15 protein-coding genes are annotated in these 17,803 nt (G+C 36.8%); 12 read left to right on the top strand and 3 right to left on the bottom strand.

Translation table 11 applies throughout. From position 1 onward, the window contains the following. Positions 1-13: 13 nt before the first annotated feature. Genes FC56_RS06185 through FC56_RS06175 form a run of 3 tightly spaced genes read left to right on the top strand, consistent with a single transcriptional unit; the run spans position 14 to position 4,690 of the window. Positions 14-1,243 (top strand): metallophosphoesterase family protein, encoded by a 1,230-nt coding sequence (locus FC56_RS06185; RefSeq protein WP_056978424.1) that lies wholly within the window; start codon positions 14-16, stop codon positions 1,241-1,243. Continuing rightward, the gene (locus tag FC56_RS06180) at positions 1,233-3,734 is read left to right on the top strand and encodes an ATP-binding protein (RefSeq protein WP_056978423.1); all 2,502 of its coding nucleotides are present in this window, start codon (positions 1,233-1,235) and stop codon (positions 3,732-3,734) included. The genes FC56_RS06185 and FC56_RS06180 overlap by 11 nt, the downstream gene beginning before the upstream one ends. An 11-nt stretch (positions 3,735-3,745) precedes the next feature. Further along, positions 3,746-4,690 (top strand): 3'-5' exoribonuclease YhaM family protein, encoded by a 945-nt coding sequence (locus FC56_RS06175; RefSeq protein ID WP_056978422.1) that lies wholly within the window; start codon positions 3,746-3,748, stop codon positions 4,688-4,690. 74 nt (positions 4,691-4,764) lie between these two features. On the opposite strand, the gene FC56_RS06170 is transcribed toward FC56_RS06175, so the two are convergent. From FC56_RS06170 to FC56_RS06160, 3 genes are all read right to left on the bottom strand, one after another. Then, positions 4,765-5,646 carry a peptidylprolyl isomerase PrsA gene (locus tag FC56_RS06170; protein WP_054669958.1) on the bottom strand — a complete coding sequence of 294 codons (882 nt, stop codon included), beginning with the start codon at positions 5,644-5,646 and terminating at the stop codon, positions 4,765-4,767. Between the two features lie 126 nt (positions 5,647-5,772). Continuing rightward, a complete protein-coding gene (locus tag FC56_RS06165; protein ID WP_054669953.1) occupies positions 5,773-6,090 on the bottom strand; it encodes a hypothetical protein in 318 nt (105 codons plus the stop codon). Between the two features lie 2 nt (positions 6,091-6,092). Further along, positions 6,093-6,521: an HIT family protein gene (locus tag FC56_RS06160; RefSeq protein ID WP_056978421.1), complete on the bottom strand. Its 429-nt coding sequence runs from the start codon at positions 6,519-6,521 to the stop codon at positions 6,093-6,095. Between the two features lie 126 nt (positions 6,522-6,647). Here FC56_RS06160 and FC56_RS06155 point away from each other — a divergent pair, with 126 nt between their 5' ends. The 9 genes from FC56_RS06155 (at position 6,648) to polA (ending at position 17,792) form a co-directional block, all read left to right on the top strand. Further along, positions 6,648-7,385: an ABC transporter ATP-binding protein gene (locus FC56_RS06155; RefSeq protein ID WP_056978420.1), complete on the top strand. Its 738-nt coding sequence runs from the start codon at positions 6,648-6,650 to the stop codon at positions 7,383-7,385. After that, the gene (locus tag FC56_RS06150; RefSeq protein ID WP_056978419.1) at positions 7,382-8,590 is read left to right on the top strand and encodes an ABC transporter permease; all 1,209 of its coding nucleotides are present in this window, start codon (positions 7,382-7,384) and stop codon (positions 8,588-8,590) included. Before FC56_RS06155 ends, FC56_RS06150 begins: the two co-directional genes overlap by 4 nt. 27 nt (positions 8,591-8,617) lie before the next feature. After that, positions 8,618-9,265 carry a tRNA (guanosine(46)-N7)-methyltransferase TrmB gene (trmB, locus tag FC56_RS06145; protein WP_056978418.1) on the top strand — a complete coding sequence of 216 codons (648 nt, stop codon included), beginning with the start codon at positions 8,618-8,620 and terminating at the stop codon, positions 9,263-9,265. A gap of 117 nt (positions 9,266-9,382) precedes the next feature. Continuing rightward, the gene (locus tag FC56_RS06140; protein WP_054669940.1) at positions 9,383-9,703 is read left to right on the top strand and encodes a thioredoxin family protein; all 321 of its coding nucleotides are present in this window, start codon (positions 9,383-9,385) and stop codon (positions 9,701-9,703) included. A 19-nt stretch (positions 9,704-9,722) separates the two neighbouring features. After that, positions 9,723-10,364 (top strand): YtpR family tRNA-binding protein, encoded by a 642-nt coding sequence (gene ytpR, locus FC56_RS06135; protein ID WP_056978417.1) that lies wholly within the window; start codon positions 9,723-9,725, stop codon positions 10,362-10,364. A gap of 62 nt (positions 10,365-10,426) precedes the next feature. Beyond that, positions 10,427-12,871: a DNA translocase FtsK gene (locus FC56_RS06130; protein ID WP_056978416.1), complete on the top strand. Its 2,445-nt coding sequence runs from the start codon at positions 10,427-10,429 to the stop codon at positions 12,869-12,871. 36 nt (positions 12,872-12,907) lie between these two features. Further along, positions 12,908-14,239 (top strand): UDP-N-acetylmuramate--L-alanine ligase, encoded by a 1,332-nt coding sequence (murC, locus tag FC56_RS06125; RefSeq protein ID WP_056978415.1) that lies wholly within the window; start codon positions 12,908-12,910, stop codon positions 14,237-14,239. A 79-nt stretch (positions 14,240-14,318) separates the two neighbouring features. Next, positions 14,319-15,017: a Bax inhibitor-1/YccA family protein gene (locus tag FC56_RS06120; protein WP_056978414.1), complete on the top strand. Its 699-nt coding sequence runs from the start codon at positions 14,319-14,321 to the stop codon at positions 15,015-15,017. A gap of 123 nt (positions 15,018-15,140) precedes the next feature. Continuing rightward, a complete protein-coding gene (gene polA, locus FC56_RS06115; protein ID WP_056978413.1) occupies positions 15,141-17,792 on the top strand; it encodes a DNA polymerase I in 2,652 nt (883 codons plus the stop codon). The last annotated feature ends 11 nt before the right edge of the window (positions 17,793-17,803 follow it).

The following is a 17,803-nucleotide window of genomic DNA, read 5'->3' as shown; positions in this document are numbered from 1 at the left end:
TAAGGTGGTAATTATGAAGTTTATTCACGCGGCAGATTTACATTTAGATAGTCCATTCCGAGGATTAGCTAACTCTAAAATGCCCACTGCATTATTACAACGAATGCAGCAATCAACTTTTGAAGCAGCTACTCGAGTTTTTGACGCGGCAATTAATAATCAAGTTGATTTTGTATTATTAGTTGGGGATTTATTTGATCGAGCAGAACAAAGCATTAATGCTAAGTATTTTTTGAACCAACAGCTCAATAGATTAAACGATGCGAAAATTCCAGTGATAATTAGTTTTGGTAACCATGACTACTTTGCTGGAGACGTTAATCAACTGGGATTCCCTGAGAATGTCTTTGTATTTTCCAACGAAGTAACCACTACTAAACTAACGTTAAAAGATGGGACTGTAGTGGCAATTAGTGGTTTTAGCTTTGCTAACCAGTGGGTATCCGAAAGAATGATAGCTAATTATCCTGCAGCTGATCCACAAGTTGATTGGAATATTGGAATGTTACATGGTAGTGCAGAGGGAATTCACTCCACCGAAGGAACCTATGCACCGTTTTCTTTGGCCGAACTTAATAGTAAAAACTATGATTACTGGGCGTTGGGTCATATTCATCAGCGACAATCCTTAGATGATCAACACGTCATTAATTATCCTGGTAATACTCAGGGGCGTCATATTAACGAATCTGGATCTAAGGGGTGTTTGTTAGTAGAAAGTAACGGTAACCAGCTAACTACTGAATTTATTGCAACGGCAACTATTGAATGGCAAAGGATTACGATTACTTTAACTGAGCAGCCGATAACAGAAATGGTATCTGCTATCTTAGAACAATTAAGTCAACGCAAATTTACTGAGATGCACTTTTTAAGATTAGAGTTAACAGGAACCTTAACTGGTGAGCAACAACAAACCATTATTGAGGGGCAGCTATTATCTTTGATTCAATCTGCGAATGCTAACTTGCTAGCAAATTATAATTTTTGGGTGACATCAATTAAACTGTTGCCAGTACCGGTACAACTAGGTAGTGTAGAAGAACGACAATCGTTCGAAGATGCTAAGGCTCTGGCACTAACTAATGCTAACTTTGAAGAATTATTAACTAATTTTAGTCAGGAAAATTTTATTAAAGAACAGTTGGAAACTCCTGAGATTCAAGCAGAAGTCAATAATTTAGCAGCTCAATTTTTAGAACAACATTTTGATGAGAAAGGAACTTTAGAGAGTGATAATTAAAGAAATAACCATTTATGGGTACGGAAAGTGGGTTGATCAACATTTTTCGTTCACTAGTCCAGTACAAGTAATTTATGGACCTAATGAGTCTGGTAAAAGTACGATGATTGACTTTATTATCTCTTTATTGTTTGGCTTTCAAAATAAACGACAAGCAGTACATGGCCAATATCTTCCTAAAAATAGTAGTGCTTACGGTGGCGAAATGGTATTTGTAAGTCAAGATACTACTTATCGGTTAACTAGAATTGCTGGTACGCACGGTGGTAAAGTTACCTTATATGATGAGACTAATCAATTGGAGTTAGCAGATACTGATTTACAAAAAATATTGGGTCCAGTTGATAGAAGTGTTTATACCAGTTTCTTTTATTTTGGTGAATTAGATCAACAAGCATTCTATAAAATGAGTCTTTCAGATTTACAACTAAGGATTCAACAAATTGGTATTAGTAACGCTAATGATTGGTTTGATTTACAAACTGATTTGCAAAAAAAAGCGGACAATTTGTATACTCCACGAGGCCGCAAGCCAGTCATTAATCAGCAGCTAAAAGAATATAGTCAGTTAACAACTAAAGTAGCAGCGGCAAGGGATAAATACCCACAATATGATCAGCAAACTAGTCAATTAGCAGATTTACAAATGCAAAGAAAAGAAACTGATCAAAAAATTAGCGAACTACAAACTCAGGTACAGCATTATCAGCATTTGGCTCAGGTCAGCCCATTGATAAAACAAAAGCATAGGTTGGCCCAAGAAGTTGACCAACTTGCCCCGCAATTTATCCCCACTGAGCAAATTACTGAAATGCAGCGGCTGATTGCGGAGAAGAAAAACTTAGATTCACAATTAATGGAAATGATGGCCGTTAAAACAGAAACCACAAATAACCAAGATCTGCTCAGTTTTTTAAAGCAAAATGCGGAACTTATCGGTGAGCTGAAATCCCAATTGGCAATTAATATGGATCGTAGTTCTCAAATTAGTTTCTTAGAAAAGGAAATTGAGGCTAAGCAACAAAAAGTAACACAACAAATTACTAATTTGGGAAGCTCAATTACAGAACTGCCGATTCCATTTGAAACCAATCGACTAGGCGAGATTAGTGCAATAATTAACGGTGATGGTCAGAATACTCGCCCTAAGAGACAATCACAATCTGTTAGTTCTGCTCCAGTAATGGTACTGGGGGCTGGAGTTGTATCTTTTGTGATCGGAATGGCAGCTCACTTAAATTGGTTGATGATTTTAGCAGTGATAATATTTGGTGGAGCTGGTTTTACCTGGTGGCGGCAAAAGTCAATTAGCATGCCTAATGATGTTTCGGATGATCAACACCAAATGCAAGTCGAACAAATTAGACGTGATTACTGGCTGAACGATATTCCCGTTGATCGCTGGCTGGCAATTCAATCAGATTTACAGTCAATTTATCGACAAAAAGATGAAATTAAGCAACAAACCGAACAAGTAGATCAGCTCAGCAATCAGCTAACTAATTATTTGGAGCAATGGCAGTTTGCATCTCATTGGTTACCTTTAGAAATAGGAGAGCAACGTGATCGACTAGAAGCTATTCAGTTAACCCTAACAGATTGGCAAGCAACACAACATTCTGCCGATCAAGAGCAACGGTATGCTGCTAACCACCAACAACAAGTTCAGCAAAAGCAATTGCAATTAGAGCAAGTTCAAGTTGAGCTTCAAAAAGATTACCAGAAATTAGGTCTTGATAATGAGCAGCAACTAGCTAATAGAATAGAAATTAATCAGGAGTATCAAGATAAGCAACAACAATTGGAAGTTATTGAAAGTCAATTAAAAGACCTTCCTACTGTAACAGATACCGAAGTAGCAGACGTAGATGCTAAATTAAACAATTTAACTTCAGAATTAACCACTAATCAACAGCTAAATAACGAGCAAAGTAAGCAAATTGCTGAAACACAGGCAACTATTCAGCACTTGGTTAATGATGGTAGTTATTATGAATTGCGGCAGCAACAAGCTAATTTACAAACGGAAATTAATGACAACGTAATTCAATGGTTAGGATATCGAAGTGCCTTAACTTGGTTGGAAACCACGATGAATATTATTACTAAGGGACGAGTTCCTAAGGTGTTGGAATTAACTACTAAGTATTTTGCTATTTTGACAAACCAAAGTTATAATAAGGTGATTTTTCAGGATGCCATTAGGGTCGTTCGAGAAGACGATACTGTTTTTGAAATCAATGAGTTATCGAGAGGGACTTTAGAGCAATTGTACTTTGCGTTAGTGTTAGCTTTGGCAGTTGGATTTCATGAGGATTTTGCATTACCGATTATTATAGATGATGGATTTGTTAACTTTGATGGTCAGCGAAAGCAGGCTGCTAAGAAACTATTAACTGAAATAGGTAAACAAAATCAGGTATTATTCTATACGGCTGATAATAACCAACTAAGTGAATTTAACGAAGACCAAATTATTACACTTGGATAGGAGGGAATGTCATGACTAAGTTAATACAAGAGCTGACTAATAATGAAACGTTTGATCTGTTCGCGCTCTTAAAAGACGTGAAGGTGCGGACTACTAAAACTGGGAAACAGTTTTTGGATTTAGTCTTTGCTGATAGATCTGGAGAAATTGGTGGTAAATTTTGGGATGCATCTGCTCAAGATATTGAAAATTTTCAAGCAGGCAAAGTCGTCTTTTTAAAGGGAAAAAAAGAAACTTATATGGGAAATTTTCAAATCAAGATTAGTGCAATGCGTTTGGCAACCGAAGAGGAACCTCATGATGCGTTGTCCTATGTTCAACGAGCGCCGCTAAGTAAGGAACAACTTGAAGAACAAATTACCCAATCCGTATTTGAAATTGAGGATGCTACTTATAACAGAATAGTTCGTGCATTACTGCAAAAATATGGTAATAAGTTTTATATTTATCCTGCCGCTAAGTCTAATCACCATGATTTTGAAGGTGGCCTTGCTTATCACACTGTATCCATGTTAGCTTTGGCTCATGATGTGGTTCGTTACTATGATGGTATAGATGCTCCGTTACTATACGCTGGGACTATTTTGCATGATCTTGGCAAGGTTGTTGAATTATCAGGACCGATTTCAACTAGCTATACTTTAGCCGGAAACTTAATTGGCCACGTTAGCATTATGGATGCTGAAATTGTTGAAGCGGCTGAGCATTTAGGCCTTCATCAAGATGATGAACAAGTCCTTAAATTGCGCCATATGATTTTATCTCATCATGGTGAACTAGAGTATGGGGCTCCTGAACGACCAGAATTATTAGAAGCTGAAATTTTACACAATATCGACGTATTAGATGCTGGGATTATGATGATTCAAAAAGCTTTGGATCATACTGAACCAGGAGATTTTTCTGATAGAATATTTGGGTTAGATAATCGACGATTCTATAAGCCAAATAAATAATAAAAAAGCCACGATATCAAAAATGATATCGTGGCTTTTTCTTTGAGAATTCAGATTATGATGTAACTGAGGTATTATTTGCTGCTAGAAGATGATGAAAGATAATCTGATAAGACGTTTTGAAGGTCTTTATCTTCAATATTAACGTCACCTTTTTTAAGTACTTTAGAAACTACGTCATGTAAAGTAGTACTATCATTCATCTTGCTATCAATAATTTGTGACTTAAGTTCATCTTTATGATCTTCCCACTTGCCTTTGTCTGGGTGGTTAACCATTTGGATAATTTGGTAACCGTATTGAGTCTTAACGGGAGTAGTAGTATATTCACCGTTCTTAAGCTTAAATGCAGCGGTCTTGAAGCTGCTATCAAGAGTGGTATCAGTGTTATCGAATGGATCAATACGACCACCTTTGTTCTTAGTAGCGGTATCAGTAGAGTACTTCTTAGCTAAACTAGAGAAGCTCTTACCGTCTTTTAATTGCTTGATAACGTCTTCGGCAGTTGATTTCTTAGATACCAAAATTTCGTTAACAGTAACTTTAGGTTGGTAACTCTTGAATTGCTTCTTCATTTCAGCATCGGTAATCTTAGTATTATCCTTAACAGCTTCTTTTAAGAGTAAGTTAGAACGAATGTCCTTCTTTAAACCAGAAGCAGTCATACCGTTTTGTTGTAAGATGGTGTTAAATGATGAACCATATTGTTTTTTGTATTGATCAAATTGCTTATTAACTTCTGATTCTTTAACTTTATCCCCGTAGTCTTTTTCCAAGACTTTGTTAAGAATCATTTGTTGTAATACTTGCTTACCACTTGAAGTACTCTTCAAACTACTGTAGTAAGCACTTTCTGTAACCTTACCACCATTAGTGGTAGCTACCGTTTTACTCCCACAAGCCACAAGGGTGACACTCATGAGGACACCGGCTAAAGCGATTAGCCATTTTTTCATAAAAGAACACATCCATTTCTATTAATTTTGTAAAAACAATCCTACAACATCATAACATACCCTCAATTAATTGTTGCTTAATAGTCTTAAAATAGCCTTAATTTAAGGGAATATAAAAAAATAAATTTAGCGAGTCTGATTGTTAAGTTTATCAATATATTTATTTAACTCGTCAATGTGGGGTTGAATTATAAACATGAATTCATCTAACTCCCGTTGGAATTGGTTACTAACCACGTCAACAGTACCCATCTCACTTTTAAAATTAGCCAAAGATTCATTAAGCTTTTGACGAGCTTCCTTAAATTCTTGAAGGGCAACTTTTTTGTGATTGATTTCTGCTTTGATATTAGTTAATGCTTCAGTGGGAGTCTGCTTGGTTTTAAATAAATAATAACCAGCCCCAGCAACTGCAGCTAACGATACTTTAGTTAAAAACTTCATTGTTATTCTCCAATATGTTCGCTGATTGATTCTTGGATCGCCGTTAATTCAGCAGGACTATAATTATCAGAATTATCTTTAAAGTGCATGCTGAAATCATCATGACTTGTGTAGCGAGGAACCAAGTGGAAGTGTGAGTGAAATACTGATTGGTAAGCCACCTCACCGTTATTATTAACAATATTCAGGCCTTTAATTGCCGGATTGGAAGCTTGTACAGCTCTAGCAATCATTGGAATACGTTGGAAAACAGCTGCTGCTAGTTCTTCATCGTATTCATAAATGTTGGCTACATGCTGCTTAGGAATTACTAATACATGGCCAGGGGTACCTTGAGAAATATCCAAGAAAGCTTTAACGACCTCATCTTCATAGACGGTATAGCTAGGAATTTCGTTTGCTACGATTTTGCAAAAGACACAATCTTTCATGAAAAATTTCCTTCTTTCAACAAGTATTTAGCTCATTATACCATTAAAACACCCTGAATTTAGTGAAAAAACAGGGGGTATGGTATAATCAAGCCAATAAAACTTAACGATAGAGAAGTGAAAAACATGAGTTTAAAAGTAACTGATTTAGTTGGTGGCTATTCTAATGTTCCTGTATTAAAAGATGTTTCCTTTGACGTCCAAGATGGGGAGTTAGTTGGATTAATTGGGTTAAATGGGGCAGGTAAATCTACCACGATCAACCATATCATTGGATTATTAACGCCGTTTTCTGGCAAGATTGAAATTAACGGTGAGACTTTACCAGAAAATGTTGAAAAATATAAACAACAAATTGCTTATATTCCTGAAACTCCAATCGTCTATAAGGAGTTGACTTTAAAAGAGCACATTGAAATGACCATCTTAGCTTATAATTTGGATGCGGATAAAAGTTGGAAACGAGCTCATGAGCTGTTAAAAATGTTCCGACTAGATAATAAGCTAGATTGGTTCCCTGATAACTTTTCTAAAGGGATGCGTCAAAAGGTAATGATAGTTTGTGCTTTTATCACTGATGCTAAGCTGTTTATTATTGATGAACCATTTCTAGGATTAGATCCATTGGCTGTAGATGACTTACTGCAACTGATTGAGGATCGTAAGCAAAGTGGCGCCAGTGTTTTAATGTCTACTCACGTGTTGGATACAGCAGAAAGATTTTGTGATCGGTTCGTATTATTACATGATGGACAGGTTAGAATTGAAGGTACTTTAACTGAATTAAGACAAGCATTTCCAGCAGCTGGTGAATCACTTAATGATATCTATTTATCACTTGCAAAGGATGGGGATAAAAAATGAAATCGTTATATACCAGTCGTTTAAGTAATCATTTAACTGAAATGTTCAAGTATTTACGACTAGTGTTTAATGATTACTTCGTTTTAGCCTTGTTGTTTTTGATTGGTGGGCTAGGATACTCATATTCCAACTTACTTAAGACTTTGTCTGGTTCTGAATGGTGGTTAATGCCTCTCTGTATTGTAGTGATTACACTTGTTGAACAACTCGGTAACTTGGCTACGTTAGTTAAAGAACCAGATTTTGTATTCTTGTTACCCCGAGAGGGTCAAATGTGGCAATATTTTAAGCCGGCATTTTCTTATAGTTTTTCACTAGCGGCAATTATTCAGTTGGTGGTGACTATTATTTTGATGCCATTGGTTCAGGTGGGACACGTAGTTACTGTAATACAAATTGGCGCATTGCTACTAACAACTGTCGCAATTAAAGGCACCTTGTTGGTAACTGATTTAGGGTATCTTTACCGGTTAGTTTCTAAAAGAAGTAAGCTACTAATTCACTATGGTTTTCCTTTGGTGGTTTTAGTAATTGGATTTTATTTAAATTATTTTGTTGCCTTTGGAATTAGCTTAGTAGTTTTGATTGGCGCTACAATCTTTAGTGGAGAAATTAAAAAACGGCCGCTAAATTGGCGGGAAGCAACAGCGACTGAAAATAGTCGAATGCACCGTGTATATCAATTTTTTAATCTCTTTACTGATGTGCCTGCATTATCAGGTAATATAAAGCGAAGAAAATGGTTAAGTCCGTTATTAAACCGAATTGAATTAATCCCTAAGAACACTTATAAGTATTTATATGCTCATGGAATTATTCGAGATAATGAAATGAGTGGGTTGTTTTTCAGATTGACGGTTATTGGTGCTGTAATGTTGTTTTTCATTCATGGCACGTATTTACCTATCATGATTGCAGCTTTATTTATCTACTTAATTGGGTTTCAATTGATTCCGTTTTATCACCATTTTGATGATAATGTCTTTATTCATATCTACCCAGTGAGCCTACAAAATAAGACTGCCAGCTTCCAGACAGTGATTCGGTGGATATTAGTGATTGTGGCTATCATTTTTGCCATTGTAGTAATATTTGTTAATATTAGTAGTGTTGCAACGATTCTGGGAGTTATAATAGTTGAGTTGCTTGAATTGGTCTGGTTCTTACGGATGTATTTGCCTAGACGCGTTCAAAAAAATGATTAAAATGTTTATTTATGAGGAGAATTAATTATGCGCGTACGTAAAAAACCTTGGGCTGATGATTTTATTAATGATCATCAGGAATTTATTGTGTTGGAACCCCAACAACTACAAGGAAAATGGCAAGAACGATTTGCTAAAGACCAACCATTGGCTGTTGAAATCGGGACTGGTAAGGGACAGTTTATTACCGAAATGGCTAAGAAATATCCGAATATCAACTTTATTGGTATTGAACTTCAAACGTCAGTGATTGCGGTAGCATTAAGAAAATTAGTGGAAAATCCGTTGCCTAACGTACAGCTAGTTTTAACAGATGGGGCAGATGTAAATGAAATTTTTGCTACTGGTGAAGTAGATCGGATTTATCTGAACTTTTCTGATCCATGGCCTAAGAAGCGTCATGCTAAGAGAAGACTTACTTCTCCGCAATTTTTAAAGGGTTATCAAATGGTTTTAAATCCTACTGGTGATGTTGAATTCAAAACCGATAATCGGGGATTATTTGAATATTCGCTAGGGAGTTTTAACAATTATGGTTTGGTTTTTGACGACGTTTATTTAGATTTGCATCGTTCAGAGGCAAATGAAGATAATGTTGAAACCGAGTACGAACAAAAATTCAGTGCCAAGGGACCAATTTATAAATTGGTTGCTCATTTTAAGACTGAAAATTAATTTTACTAATTCATTAATAATGTTTCTTTAGAACGGCTGATAACTCGGCCGTTTTGTTATATAATATTTAGAGTGTAAAAATTGAATTTGTTAATTTTGAAAGGGGACTACCAAATTATGGAGAGTTTAGAAAAAATGGATTTAGCATCATTGAAGGAAAAAGTTAGCTCTGGTAAATATATGTTGTTCTTCTCTGCAGATTGGTGCCCTGACTGCCGCTTTATTAAGCCAGCGATGCCTGAAATTGAAGCAGAATACAGCGACTATACTTTCTTGGCAGTAGATAGAGACGAAAATATCGACCTTGCAGCTGAAATGAATATTTTTGGAATTCCTAGTTTTGTTGCCTTTGAAAATGGTGAAGAAATTGGCCGGCTTGTTAACAAGGATCGTAAAACTAAACAAGAAGTGGAAAATTTCATTAACTCATTAAACTAATATTGAAGGGATTTTTTTAATGCTAATTGCAAGTTATAACGCACAAACTCTTGGTGATACTTTAGTGATTGTCATGGACCAAGATGTTGAAGAACAAAGAACTGAAATCAGAGATAATGTTGCACAAATAATTGCGGCTGATTCTGGAGCAACCATTGGGGTTAATTTTTTAGCTGCCAGTGAGATTTTGCCAGAAATTAAAGACAATCAGGGCCAGATTGAATTATCTGCAGACCAGGTTGCTAAATTAAATGCTTATTTGAGTGAACATCACTTTGAATTTACTTTGCAATATGATGATGATCCTAAATTTGTTGTGGGCTACGTTGAAAGTATGACAGCCCATCCGGATTCTGATCATTTAAACGTTACTCTAACCGAAGTTAATAATGGTGAAAAACTACAAATTGTCAGTGGCTCTCCTAATATGCAGGCTGGCATTAAAGTAGTAGTCGCTAAAGTAGGGGCAATGATGCCAAATGGTCAAATTATTTGGCCAGGTGAACTAAGAGGAGTAGAAAGCTTTGGAATGATTTGTTCAGGTAGAGAACTAAAAATTCCTAATGCTCCGCAAGTTCCTGGTGCATTGATTTTGCCCGAAGATGGCTATCACGTAGGAGAACCATTTGATTTTGCAAAAGCACAGCATTTATTCGATTAATAGCTGGCGTTTTTAGCATATAGTTACAAGGTTTTAATTAATAAAATTTTAGGTGTGGTGGAATGAATAATTATGATGGGCCAGCATATTATCGTTGGCGAAAGGACCTCAAAGCGGTTCAACGAGAAAGACAACAAAATAATCAACCGCAACGAGAAGCTAAGGCGCAGTCTACTTCTAGAGGGTCCCGATCGCTAGCGGATTCCGTTGCACCGACAAAGAAAACAGTAAATAAACAGCCCAAACCATTAACGGAATCCAAGTTTTCTAAACAAATTAGAAAATTTGAACCGAAAAAAAGACCTGCTATAGAAGAACCTAATGCTCAAATGGTTCATTTCTTTGATCGTCAATCTAATCAGAGAGCCCAATTTTATGGGAGACTGATTGATAACTTAAGAATCCAACCTGATGACTTGATTCTTTTTGGAAATCTTTCCGATTTCGAAGAACAGGAAAAGCGCGAAGCAGTTCAAGCTAATGCGGAAGAGTCTGTGAATGAGGTTCAAGAACAAGATGAACCAACAGAAAGTAAAGTGACTATAAATTCATCAACTGAGCCAATTGAAAAAAATAGGATGGTTGAAGATGAAGAAAGTTCTAAAGACGTCGATATTATTGACTCGAAACCGGATTCATCAAATGGGCCAGTCGAAGATGACTCGGATTTTGAACCGAAAATTCAAGAACAAGATGATCTGGAAGAATTACCAACAGGTGGTTTAGGTAAATCGTTTTCAACGATAATGGGTGGAGAGGCTACTGATACTAAGTTGCCTTTCTTTGGCGAGCATTCAGATGAAGTGCCTGAAGATGTTCCTGATTTGTCAAACTCTCAGACTGAAATCGATGGACCTCAATCGGCTGAAAGCACTGAGCCTGAATTACGCGAATCAGATAAAGTAACTGAAAAATCGGGTAACGATGCAACTACCCATCAAGAACAACAAATTAATCAAAGATTTCAAAATCCGGTCCAAGATTCATCCGCTACACCAAATGAATTAAAATCTAATGATGAAGCTGATGGTACGGAGGAACGAGTTGAATTAATCGATGACGATAATGCTACGCAAGTAGTTGATCCAGTTGATAATTTTAATCCAGCAGAGTACCAATTTCCTAGTATGAAACTACTGACTCCGCCGGTGGATACCGATGATGATCAAATCCTAGATTGGATTGAAAATCAAATTGACGTTTTGGATAAGACCCTTGCTGCTTTTGGAGTGGATGCTAAGGTAGTTGACTGGACTAACGGTCCCACTGTTACCCAGTTCCAAATTAAATTAGCATTAGGGGTGAAAGTCCAACGGATTGTCAACCTTCGTGATGATTTGAAGTTGGCTTTGGCTGCTAAGGATGTTCGAATTGAAGCGCCAATCCCAGGAAAATCTACAGTAGGAATTGAAATTCCTAATAAAAATCCACGACCAGTAATGCTTTCTGAAATTATCGATACTCCTAAGTTTGCAGAGAAAAAGTCGCCTCTAACAACTGCAGTTGGGGTAGATATTTCTGGCCGGCCACAAGTTACAGACATTAGAAAAATGCCACATGGTTTAATTGCCGGAGCAACTGGATCTGGGAAGAGTGTCTTTATCAATAGTTTACTGGTATCCATTTTGTATAAGGCAAACCCAGCCGAGGTCAAACTATTATTGATTGATCCTAAGGCGGTTGAATTAGCACCATATGATGAAATTCCACACTTGTTGTCACCAGTTATTTCGGACCCACAAGAGGCTGCTGCTGCCTTGAAATGGGTAACCAAGGAAATGGACGAACGATATGAAAAATTATCGGCCGCTGGTGTTAGAAATATTGAGCAATTTAACGATAAAGCTGAGGAACGAGAAGAGTATGGATTAAAGATGCCATACATTTTGGTTATTATTGATGAATTAGCTGATTTGATGATGGTGGCTTCTAGTGAAATTCAGGATTATATTGTGAGAATTACCCAAAAAGCTAGAGCTGCTGGTATTCACTTAATTGTGGCTACTCAACGACCAAGTGTAGACATTGTTACTGGAACAATTAAAAATAATATTCCAACGAGAATCGCCTTTATGGTTTCTAGTCAAGTGGATTCTCGTACCATTATTGATACCGGTGGCGCAGAGTCACTACTTGGAAAAGGAGATATGCTATACCTAGGTAACGGAGCACCGCAACCTATTCGACTTCAAGGGGCATATGTAACTAACGAAGAATTAGAAAACGTAGTGGACTTTGTAAAACAGCAAGGTAAGCCTAAATACCTATTTACTCCCGATTCATTAAAACAGGTAGTAGAAAGTCATAATGAAGACGAGTTAATGCCAGAAGTATTGAAGTATATTAGCAATGAAGACACTATTTCTACTTCGAAACTACAACGGTTATTTTCAATTGGCTATAACCGGGCTGCCAACATCATTGATGCACTAGAACGACACCATTATATTTCTGAGCAACACGGCTCAAAACCTCGTGAAGTTTATTATCATGAAGAAAAGAATTAATGCGTTATTAAATTAGGATGCGGAGAGGAATTAAGAATGGAAACCAAAAAAATCTATCATTTTATCGGAATTAAAGGAACTGGAATGAGTGCATTGGCACTGATTTTAGTTGATCGTGGAGAACAAGTTCAAGGATCAGATATCACCCAATATACGTTTACTCAACGGGGACTAGAAAAAGCTGGAATTAAAATCTTACCATTTGACGAAAACAATATTAAAGACAACATGATTGTAATCGTAGGTAATGCGTTTAAAGATGATCATCCAGAAGTAGTCAAGGCTCGTGAAATGGGAGTTCCTACTTACCGTTATCACGAATTCTTAGGTGAGATGATAGAAGGAAAGACTAGTATTGGGGTTGCCGGAGCTCACGGTAAAACTAGTACTACCGGTTTGTTGGCTCACGTTCTTAGTGGAATTGCTCCTACTGATTATTTAGTTGGTGATGGTTCTGGTAAAGGGGTTCCTAATGCGCGCTTCTTTGTATATGAAGCGGATGAATATCGCCGTCACTTCCTAGCTACCAATCCTGATTATGCTATTATGACTAATATTGATTTTGATCATCCTGACTACTACCAAAGCATTGATGATGTGATTGATGCGTTTCAAACTTTTGCTAATCAAGTCAAAAAAGGAATTTTTGCTTGGGGTGATGATCAGTACTTACGTGAAATTAAGGCTAACGTTCCCGTTTATTACTACGGCTTAAATGAAACTGATGATTTTAGGGCCGTTGATGTTAAACGAACAACTAAGGGATCTAAGTTTAACGTTTGGTATCACGATGAAGACTTAGGCGAATTTTCTGTGCCTTTGTTCGGTGAACATAATGTGTTAAACTCATTAGCGGTAATTGCGGTATCTTACTTCGAAGATGTTGATTTAGACGAAATAAGAAATGAGCTTTTAACCTTTAAGGGAGTTAAACGCCGTTTTTCTGAACGAAAAGTTGAGGGCATGACGATTATTGATGATTATGCTCACCATCCTTCTGAAATTAAAGCCACAATTGACGCTGCTAGACAAGAGTATCCAAATAAAGAAATCGTAGTGGTCTTTCAACCACATACTTTCAGTAGAACCATCGCCATGATGGATGATTTCGCTACTAGTTTGGACTTAGCAGACAAAGTCTTTTTAACTGATATTTATGGCTCTCCTAGAGAACAGTCTGGAGATGTTTCTAGTGCTGATTTAGCCCAGAAGATTACCAAGGGTGGTCAAGTATTGTCAGTAGAAAACATGTCGCCTTTATTGGATTATGATAATGACGTAGTTGTTTTCATGGGTGCTGGAGATATTTTAAAATATGAAAACGCTTATGAAGAGTTATTAAGCCACTTAAGCAATAAGATTAACTAGTACTAATTACTTGCTTATTTGGCTGATTTTGGTACACTATTCTCAATTTGATGGAATTTGATGGAAGGAGTGGACTAATATGAACAATTATTCAAACAATCGGCAAGTTGTGAATGATAACGCTGGTTTGAATCAATTCCTAACCAAAATGTATGGTTGGATGAGTATCGCGGTATTAGTTTCAGCTGCTACTGCGTATTACTTTGGAAACGTGTTAAGTCCATTGGTTCTAGTTCAAAATCAATGGGTAATGTGGGGGTCGCTAATTTTATGGTTTGTAATGCCGATGATCATTTCGGTGCAGGCGATGAAGAGGCCAACCCTAAGCTTTGTAATATTAATGGTATATGCAGTAGTTAGCGGTGTTTTCTTCTCTAGTATTTTTATTACTTATACTGGAACGTCAATTGCGGCTGCATTCCTATCTAGCTCCGCAATCTTCATCTCAATGACGGCCTATGGTTTAATTACTAAGAGAAGTCTAGCTCGTTGGGGTGCACAAGCTTCGGCGGCATTAATTGCACTGATTATTGCGATGTTAATTAATATTTTCTTGAAGAGCAGTCTGATCTCCTTTGTCTTTTCTATCATTGCAGTGATTATTTTTACCATTTTAACTGCATATGATACTCAAAGAATCAAAAATATGTATAACCAGTATGGTAATCAAGTTTCTCAAAATGGATTGGCGGTCTACGGAGCGTTGCAATTATACCTAGATTTTGTGAACTTATTCTTACAACTCCTTTCTATTTTTGGTTATGGTGACAATAAATAAACAAAGCGATGATTTCAATGAATTGAAATCATCGCTTTTTCATATTCTATCAATGATAATAAGGCCTGCAAGTGGTAAAATGTAACAAGATGAATTACGAGATTGAATTTAAAGGAGAAAATAATGCCCAAAAAATTACTGCTAATTGACGGAAATAGCATCGCATTTAAAGCTTTTTTTGCCCTGTATCAGTCACTTGATCGCTTTACGAATAGTGAGGGACTCCATACGAGTGCGATTTATGGATTTAACCGAATGCTAGATAAGGTATTAGCGGCAGAACAACCTGACGAGGCATTAGTTGCTTTTGATGCGGGGAAAACCACTTTTAGAACTGAAAAATATGAAGGTTATAAGAGCGGCCGGTCTAAGACCCCTAGTGAATTATCTGAACAAATGCCGTTCATTCGGGAGTTAGTTGAAGACAGAGGAATTAAAACCTATGAGTTAGCAAACTATGAAGCTGATGATATCATTGGCACTTTAGCGAGGGAAGCTGAAGAGGCGGGTGACTATGAAATCACAGTGATTACTGGAGATCGGGACTTAACTCAGCTGACTTCTGAACTAACCACCGTGCAGGTTTCTAAAAAAGGAGTAACCGAATTGGAAACCTACACTCCTAGTTATGTTTTAGAAAAATTAGGAGTAAGACCGGATCAAATTGTTGAAATTAAGGGGCTTAAAGGTGACACTTCTGATAATTATCCTGGTGTTACTAAAGTTGGCGATAAGACTGCCCAAAAATTAATTCAACAATTTGGGAGTATTGCTGGTATTTATGATCATTTTGATGATGTTAGTGGTAATAAGTTGCGAGAAAACTTATTGGCTGATCGAAGTAAAGCTGAACTAGCCAGAGAACTAGCTACGATTAATCGGCAGGCACCTTTAACTATTAGTTTAGTTGACTGTAAATATACCGGTCCTAATATACCTAAGTTAATTGATTTCTATGAGCGAATGGATTTTAAGTCCTTTTTGGCAGCTATGGATCCGGCAGCCAATGCTCAAGATTCTTATTCTAAAATTGAATATCAAGAACTTACGGCTGACAAACTAGCTGAATTGGCTAATTGGGATTCAGAAATGGAATTACAGGTTGAACTAGATGATGAAAATTATCATACAGCTAAGGTTGTTGGTTTTGCATTAGGTAACGCGGAACATTGGTTTGTCACTAATAATGTAGAGTTATTAAACGATGAAGTGTTGGTTAAATTATTAGAGAATAACGATGTTAAAAAGAATGTCTTTGACGCTAAAAAAACTTATGTAGCCTTAAATAATTTAGGAATTAAGTTAGCTGGGGTTAATTTTGATCTATTATTAGCTTCTTATCTACTTAATCCTGCCAATAATAGCAATGATGTAGCGGTAGTGGCTAGAGAACACGAATACCAAAACGTGAAAACCGATGAAGAAGTTTACGGTAAAGGTGCTAAACGAAATATTCCGGTAGACCAACCGGAATTTTTAGCCCATTTGGTTCATAAAGTAGCAGCTATTGGCAGCTTAAAAGATGATTTGTTTACCGATTTAGATAAGCATAATCAAACTGATTTATATTGGAAAATGGAATTGCCAATGGCACTAGTTTTGGCAAGAATGGAAATTGCGGGAATTACCGTTGAAGCAAATCGCTTAGAGGAAATGGGCAGCAAATTAAAGGAACGAATGGCTGAATTAGAAGTTGAAATATACCGACAAGCAGGCGAAGAGTTTAATATTGGCTCACCTAAACAGTTGGGGCACATTTTATTTGATAAGCTCAAGTTACCAGTCATTAAAAAAACTAAGACCGGTTATTCTACTGCGGTTGACGTTTTAGAAAAATTAGCTCCTGATGCTCCTATTGTGCAAAGCGTATTAGATTATCGTCAAGTTTCTAAGCTGTTATCCACTTATATTACTGGGTTGTTAAAGGTGATTAATCCAGATGATGGCAAGATTCATACAAGATACCTACAAACTCTGACTGCTACTGGGCGATTGTCATCAGTCGATCCTAACTTACAAAATATTCCAATTAGATCAGAGGAAGGTAAACAGATTCGATCCGCTTTCGTTCCTTCTCACAGTGAGGAAGTAATTTTTTCATCAGATTACTCTCAAATTGAATTACGGGTATTAGCGTCTATTAGTGGCGATAAAAATATGCAAGAAGCCTTCCGCGAAGGAGAAGATATCCATGCTGCTACAGCTCGTAGAATTTTCGGGTTAGACTCTAACGAACAAGTGACCCCAGAATTAAGACGCCAAGCAAAGGCGGTAAACTTTGGAATTGTTTATGGAATTAGTGATTATGGACTAGCCCAAAATACTGGTATTACTCGAAAGCAGGCTAAGCAGTTTATTGACCGTTACTTTGAGGAATATCCAGGAGTTAAACAGTATGTTTCTGAAATTGTAGATTTTGCTAAAGAACACGGTTATGTAGAGACACTAGAAAAACGTCGGCGTTATCTACCAGATATTAACTCCAGTAATTTTAATAGAAGATCATTCGCAGAGCGAACAGCTATGAATACACCAATTCAAGGTAGTGCTGCTGACATTATTAAAAAAGCAATGATTAGTATGGATAAGGCATTAGAAGGTTATCAAACTAAAATGTTACTTCAAGTTCATGATGAGTTGATTTTTGAAGTGCCGTTATCTGAACTAGATGAAATTAAAAAGATCGTGCCTCAAATTATGGATTCTGCTGTTAAATTAGCAATTCCATTAAAGGTAGAAAGCCATTACGGTAAAACTTGGTACGACGCTAAGTAAGGGGGATTACA

Origin of the sequence: Lentilactobacillus senioris DSM 24302 = JCM 17472 (assembly GCF_001436555.1) — a bacterium.
Lineage (GTDB): Bacteria > Bacillota > Bacilli > Lactobacillales > Lactobacillaceae > Lentilactobacillus > Lentilactobacillus senioris.
This window is presented reverse-complemented; position numbering and strand designations above follow the sequence as displayed.